This is a genomic window from Gordonibacter sp. An230 (genome assembly GCF_002159915.1).
In the GTDB taxonomy this organism is placed as follows: Bacteria; Actinomycetota; Coriobacteriia; order Coriobacteriales; family Eggerthellaceae; genus Rubneribacter.
Map to the genome: position 1 here is coordinate 1 of NZ_NFJP01000053.1, position 6,160 is coordinate 6,160.

Genomic DNA, 6,160 nt, shown 5'->3' on the forward strand with positions numbered 1-6,160 from the left:
CCCCCGCGACCCAGATCGCCGGCCCCGTCAGCCCCGCAGCCCCTGCGCCCTCGCCGCATCCTCCGCGCCAGCGCCGCTCCCGACCCGCAGCCCCTGCGCCCTCGCCGCTCCCGCTTCCCCCTCGGCAACCCAAGCCAGCACCCGCACCCACCGCAACCGAAACCAGAGACGCGCCCAAGGGGCTGTTGCGGGAACTCTGTGATCATTCGCACGCCCCTTCGTTCGCAAAGTTGACGAAGAGGCTCCAGCACGCCATACTCGGCATTTGACCCGAGAGAACAGGAGCATGCACCCATGGGCAACTGCCTCGTCGCGCAATCCGGCGGCCCCACCGCCGTCATCAACGCCAGCCTGGCCGGCGTCGTCCGCGCCAACCAACTGAACCCCGTGTACGACCGCGTGTTCGGCGGCCTGCACGGCATCGAAGGGACGCTCGCCGACAAGCTGTTCGACCTCACGGACCTGTCCGGCCGCGACCTCGAGATACTGCGCCAGACCCCCTCGTCGGCGCTTGGAACGTGTCGCTACAAGCTCAAGCGCGGAAACGACGCCGACTTTCTGCGCCTTATAGAGGTGATGGACAGCCACGACATCGACACGCTGTTCTACATCGGCGGCAACGACTCCATGGACACGGTGGACGCGCTGGCCGAGTGGGCTGCCGACAACGCGCCCGGCAAGCGCTTCATCGGCATCCCCAAAACCGTGGACAACGACCTCGTGCCGGTGGACCATTGCCCCGGATTCCCGAGCGCGGCGAAGGTGGCGTGCCAGATCACGCACGCGACGCGCCTCGACTATGATGCGTACACGCGTCCCGAGGTGTTCGTGCTCGAGGTGATGGGCCGCGACGCGGGATGGCTCGCTGCCAGCTGCTGCGCAACGGGCGATGTTGACTTGCTTGTGCTTCCCGAGGTTGACTTCGATAAGGACGCGTTCCTGAACGAGGTGCGCGCGAAGTTCGAAGAGAAGGGCGAATGCTACATCGTGGTGTCCGAGGGCGCGCACTACGCGGACGGCACCTACCTCTCAGCTGGCGAGTCGGCCAACGACGGGTTCGCGCACGCGGTGCTGGGCGGCGCGGCGCAAACGCTCAAGCAGATGGTCGTGGACGCGGGCATCGTGCCGCGCGGCGTGGTGCAGGATCTGTCGCGGGCGGCCCGCTCGAGCAACTTCGCGCAAAGCCTCGTGGATGTGACCGAGGCCTACGAGCTGGGGATGAGCGCGCACATGCGCAGCGCCGACCCCACGTTCACCGGAGCCGTGGTGGGCATCCGGCGCGATGAGGCCGCCGCTGCCGAGGGCCGCTACAACGCGCGCTTCTTCGCGGCACCGGCAAGCGAGTTCGCCAACCACGTGCGCCGCTTCCCCGCCGAGTGGATCCTGCCGAACTACCAAGGCGTCACGCAGGAGGCGCTCGCGTACTTCCGCCCGCTCATCGAAGGCGAGCCGAAGCTCGTCATGGACGGAGGGCTGCCCGCCACGCTGCCTGCGTTCAACCGGCGATAACGGCACCGCCCTTCCCTTTTCCGCGAACTATGCGATCCGACGGGACGCCTGCGTCCCGTCGGCGCCTTTCAGGATAGGCCACGAGCTGTCCTGCGAAGAAAGGGGCGCGACCATGACCGCGCACGATTGGCTGGACGCCTACCTGCTGGGCATGCCCGGCGCGACGACGGACTACAAAGCAGAATGGGAGTGGCAGCGCTACCAGGTGGGCGGCAAGATGTTCGCCGCCACCATGCAGCCCGGGCCGCAATACCGCGGGTACGCCGGTCGCCGCCTCGTATCGCTCAAATGCGATCCCGCCTGGGCCGAACAGCTGCGCGCCCAGCATCCCGACGACATCCTCCCCGGCTTCTACGCCGACAAGCGCCATCGGATCTCCGTCGACCTCGACGGCGACGTGCAAGAACAGCTGCTGCGCGAGCTTGGCGACCACTCCTACAACCTCGTGTTCGCCAAGCTGACGAAGAAGCTGCAGCGCGAGATCGCCGGAGAAGGGGCTTAGCGGGAAATCGCGCATCCTTCCGGTAGCCACAACTCCACGACCAGCATGTTTCCCTCAAGGCGCGCGGACAGGCGCATGTTCATGGCAGCAGCAAGGCTGGCGGACACGGCCAGGCCGAGGCCGGAGCCGGGAGCGCTGCGGGAGGCGTCGGCGCGGTAGAAACGCTCGAACAGGCGCTCGGGATCGAGGGTGGCGGGGTCGGGCACCTCGTTCGCGAACGTCACGCAGGCTCCGCGCTGCCCCACCGCAAGCGGCCCCGAGCCGTGGCGCAGCGCGTTCGCCACGAGGTTCTCGAAGATGCGCGAGAGAGCCTCGGCGTCGGCGTCCACGGAAAGCGCCTCGTCCTCGAAGTCCACGCGCGGCTCCCATCCGTGCCGCTCAAACGCGGGGAACTGCCCCACCAGCACGTCGGCCAGCGCCGGCAGCACGGCCACGGGAACGAGGTCGAGCGCGAGGTCGGGGTCGTTCGCCTGCGCGTAGGCGAACAGCTGGTCCAGGAGCGCGCCCATGTCGTCGAGCCGCGCCTCAGCGGCGGCCAGCCGGCGGGCGCGCCCGACCTCGTCGCCCTCGTCCTGCGCGAGGCGCAGGTACCCTTTCGCCCCCATGAGCGGCGTGCGGATGTCGTGCGAGAGGCTGGCCAGGTCGCGCTGGAACTCCTGCTGACGGCGCTGACCGTCCAGCCGCTCCTGCTGTGCGGCGTCCAGTTGGGCATTCACCGCACCCGCCAGCTCGGCGAACCCGCGCCCCGGCGCCTCCACCGTGAGGCGCGTGTTGCTGTGCGCGTCGCGCTCGCGCAGGCTGCGCGCCAGGCGGCGTAGCTGCCACTCGTACACGAGCACGGCCAACACCGCACCCGTCACCCCGCATACGAGCCCCGCGAGCGCGACCATCATGCTCCTACACGTCCTTCCGCGATCCGACCGCGCTCGCAAGCGCGGTGCATACGGCAATCGCCGCACCCGACACCAACGCGACTTGGACGGAAGCCGTAAGCCCCGCAAGCGCGGTGCCTTCCGTGGAGGTCAAAAGGCCGACGCCCCCGGATCCCAGCAGTTTGACGCCAGACGCCGGAAGCCATTTCACCGCATCGTTCAGTATCGGGAAAGCCGGGGCGAACGCCGACGCCAGCATCACGACGATATTCGCGAGCATCCCCGACGCGACAATGATCGCGAACACGATGCCGACCGCCTTGCTGCGCGAAAGCAGCACCACCGCCCCCGTCGCCACCGCGTACACCATAACCGACAGCCACGCGAGCCCCATCCAGCCCCAATACTCGCCAAGCGTCTCTGCCGCACGGTACTCGAACCCGGCAAGCGCGAAGGCTCCCTCCGTCGCCGCCACGCTCACCAGCAGAAACACCGCAGTCAGCACACCGCAGAGCACAAGCTTCTCAACGTGGTACGCCGCGCGGCGACGGCTTCTGCCGGCGAACACGTTCTTCGCGAACCCCGTTTCGAAATCGCTTGCCAAAAAGAGCGCCGCCACCAGAGAGACGACCATCGCGAGCAGGCCTCCCGAGATGAGCATTTGAGCGTAAGAGCCCGTGCGCGATGGAAGCATTTTCTCGCTGAAGGAGCTCACTTCTTCCGGAGTAAGGCTCGCACCGGAACCGTCGGTGATCCTGAAACCCCCGCCCGTCGTCGCTTCTGGCATCTCCGTCGACGCCCCCTCCGCTCCCTCTTCGGCCGTCAGCTGACCAGAACCGTCCTGCTGGTAACTGCCCGTCGTCATGTCTTGACGATCCCGTTCCGCCTGATCGGCCACCATCTGGGCGAACTGGGGCGTTGTCGCAAACCAGAGAAGTCCCGCCGCGCCCGCCACGAGAAGCGCCATAAGAGCGAGGCCAACCCACAGCATCTTGCCGTGCGCAAGGCGATAAAGATCGGATTTCAATAGACTAAACATGGCGCGCACCGCCTTCCATGAGCTCGACGAAATAGTCTTCGATATCGCGTTTCACCTGGGTGAGCTCGAGCACCGTCTGATCGGACGCACGCAGCGCCTGCGCGACCGTCGCCTGATCGACCGTGCCCGACACCGAAAGCGCGCCGTCCGGCTCCGCGCGAAGCGACGCTTTCGGCAGCGCCTCCTCCAACAACGCAAGCGTGCGGGCCGGATCGGTGGTACGCACGCGCAGGCTGTCGCCGCATTCGACCTGCACCTCCTCGGCGGTCATCTCGCGCACCATGCGGCCGTTCGCGATGACGCCGAAACGCGTGGCCACACGGTCGAGCTGATCGAGCACATGCGAGCTGATGATGATGGTCACGCCGAACGATTGGTTCAGACGCACGATGAGGTTGCGCATGGCGCGCGTGCCCTCGGGATCCAACCCGTTCAGGGGCTCGTCGAGCAAGAGCAAATCGGGCGAGCCAATGAGCGCGAGCGCCAAGCCCAGACGCTGCTTCATACCGAGCGAGAAGCCGCGCACCTTCTTCCTCCCCGTCTCGCCCAAGCCCACGAGCGCAAGCGTTTCGGCGCAGCGGTCGGGCGCGTTCACAATGCCCGAGGCAAGCGCTTTCGCCATGAGGTTCTCGGTGGCGGTGAGGTTGGGCAGAAGACCGGGATCCTCGATGAGCGCGCCTATGCGAAGCCCGCCTTCACCAGCTGGCTCCTCGCCACCGAACAGCGCGATTTCGCCTTCGGTGGGCGTGACCAAACCGCAGATCATCTTCATGACGGTGGACTTGCCCGCCCCGTTTTTCCCGACGAACCCGTAGATATCGCCTTGCGCCACGCGCATGTCGAGCCGATCAACCGCTCGTTTGCCACGATAGACCTTCGTCAGGCTCCGCGTTTCCACGACGTTCATGAACACCCCTTTCCCATGTCGGATTCCTTCGCAACGTCGAGAATACCGGGCTGGTTTTCAGGAAGGCTAAAGCGGGATTTAAGAAAGTTTGAAGATCGGGGGCCGACGATGCGGATCGACGCGAGTGTCGTCGCGCAGGCCGCGGCGAACGAGACGGATGCGCGGGAAACGATGGGAGCGCGGGCCGCAGCGGACGGTGCGACAGCGCCCAAGGCCGGTGCGGCGGCGAGCGAAATGGTCGTGAGCGTGCCACCGGAGGCGCCTGAGGCGCAAGCTGCGGAGAAAGAGCCTGCCGAAGAGGTGCCGGAAAGCGCGCCGAAGGCAACGCATGCGACAGGCATGGCGGAAACACAGGCCTCATCAGCCGAGAAGGGCTCGACGATCACGCCTTTCACCGCGCGTCCGTCGCGTCGGCAGCCAGCTTGAACCCAAGGCCCCACACGGTTTGGATGTAGCCGTCGGTGCCGGTGGGCTTGAGCTTCGCGCGAATGTTCGACACGTGCACGCTCACGGTGCTGTCGTCCGCAGCGAACGGCTCGCCCCAGGCCAGCTCGAACAGCTCCTGCTTCGTGTAGACCTTCTTCGGATGCGCGGCCAAAAGTTCCACGATGTTGAACTCGGTGCGCGTGAGGAGAATTTCAACGCCACCCACCTTCAGCGTGCGCGCAGCGCGGTCGAGCGACCACTCGCCCACGCGCAGCACGTCGCCTCCAGGCTGCAAGGCAATCGCGCGCCCGCGGTGGCGCAGCTGCACCTCGATGCGCGCGAGCAGCTCGTCCAGATCGAAGGGTTTGGCCAGATAGTCGTCTGCGCCTAGCTTGAGCAGATCGACCTTGTCGGAAGCCGCCGAGCGCGCCGACGTGACGATGATGGGAGTGTCCGCATCGGCGGCGCGGATGAGCCGCACGACCTCCTCGCCGGACATCCCGGGCAGCATGAGGTCGCACACCACCAGATCGAATCGCTCGTCGCGCGCAGCCGCGCTCTCCAGAACAAGCCGTGCCTCCGTGCCTGAGAACGCCTGAGCGCAGACGTATCCCGCACGACCCAGGTGCTCCGAGACGATTCCGCTGATGTGCGCGTCGTCCTCCACGATGAGCACGCTCGCCTGGCTCATGGCTCCCTCCTGCGTCGTCCCGACCGCCGATTGCGGCTCTGCCGCAGTATAGCGAATCCAACGGCTCCCGAAAACGCGCTGCGACCGTTAGCGACCAAAAATCTGAGAGGATCCGAAGGGATGGCCTGAAGAACAAGGAAAGGGACAGACCGGGGGTCGATGGCCTTGAGCCCTCCGGCCTTCACCCCTCCCCCGGCCCCCAACGCCTCCAGCC

The 6,160-nt window shown here is 66.6% G+C and carries 7 protein-coding genes; 2 read left to right on the forward strand and 5 right to left on the reverse strand.

The features are described 5' to 3' along the window. The first annotated feature begins 294 nt into the window (after window positions 1-294). Both B5F40_RS15470 and B5F40_RS15475 read left to right on the forward strand, forming a co-directional pair. Complete coding sequence (locus B5F40_RS15470) at window positions 295-1,509, forward strand: diphosphate--fructose-6-phosphate 1-phosphotransferase (RefSeq protein WP_087195170.1); 1,215 nt, start codon at window positions 295-297, stop codon at window positions 1,507-1,509. Between the two features lie 112 nt (window positions 1,510-1,621). After that, window positions 1,622-2,011 (forward strand): MmcQ/YjbR family DNA-binding protein, encoded by a 390-nt coding sequence (locus B5F40_RS15475; protein WP_087195171.1) that lies wholly within the window; start codon window positions 1,622-1,624, stop codon window positions 2,009-2,011. Here the strand turns inward: B5F40_RS15475 and B5F40_RS15480 are convergent. Genes B5F40_RS15480 through B5F40_RS15500 form a run of 5 tightly spaced genes read right to left on the reverse strand, consistent with a single transcriptional unit; the run spans window position 2,008 to window position 5,946 of the window. Then, a complete protein-coding gene (locus B5F40_RS15480) occupies window positions 2,008-2,904 on the reverse strand; it encodes a sensor histidine kinase (RefSeq protein ID WP_204217451.1) in 897 nt (298 codons plus the stop codon). The genes B5F40_RS15475 and B5F40_RS15480 overlap by 4 nt on opposite strands. 4 nt (window positions 2,905-2,908) lie before the next feature. Further along, on the reverse strand, window positions 2,909-3,922 hold the full coding sequence (locus B5F40_RS15485; protein WP_140396536.1) for a hypothetical protein: 1,014 nt from the start codon (window positions 3,920-3,922) through the stop codon (window positions 2,909-2,911). Beyond that, window positions 3,915-4,829, reverse strand: coding sequence for an ATP-binding cassette domain-containing protein (locus B5F40_RS15490; protein ID WP_087195173.1), 915 nt, complete (start codon window positions 4,827-4,829; stop codon window positions 3,915-3,917). Before B5F40_RS15490 ends, B5F40_RS15485 begins: the two co-directional genes overlap by 8 nt. Continuing rightward, the gene (locus B5F40_RS16095) at window positions 4,826-5,224 is read right to left on the reverse strand and encodes a hypothetical protein (protein ID WP_140396537.1); all 399 of its coding nucleotides are present in this window, start codon (window positions 5,222-5,224) and stop codon (window positions 4,826-4,828) included. The genes B5F40_RS15490 and B5F40_RS16095 overlap by 4 nt, the downstream gene beginning before the upstream one ends. After that, complete coding sequence (locus B5F40_RS15500) at window positions 5,221-5,946, reverse strand: response regulator transcription factor (protein ID WP_087195175.1); 726 nt, start codon at window positions 5,944-5,946, stop codon at window positions 5,221-5,223. The genes B5F40_RS16095 and B5F40_RS15500 overlap by 4 nt, the downstream gene beginning before the upstream one ends. Window positions 5,947-6,160 lie beyond the last annotated feature (214 nt).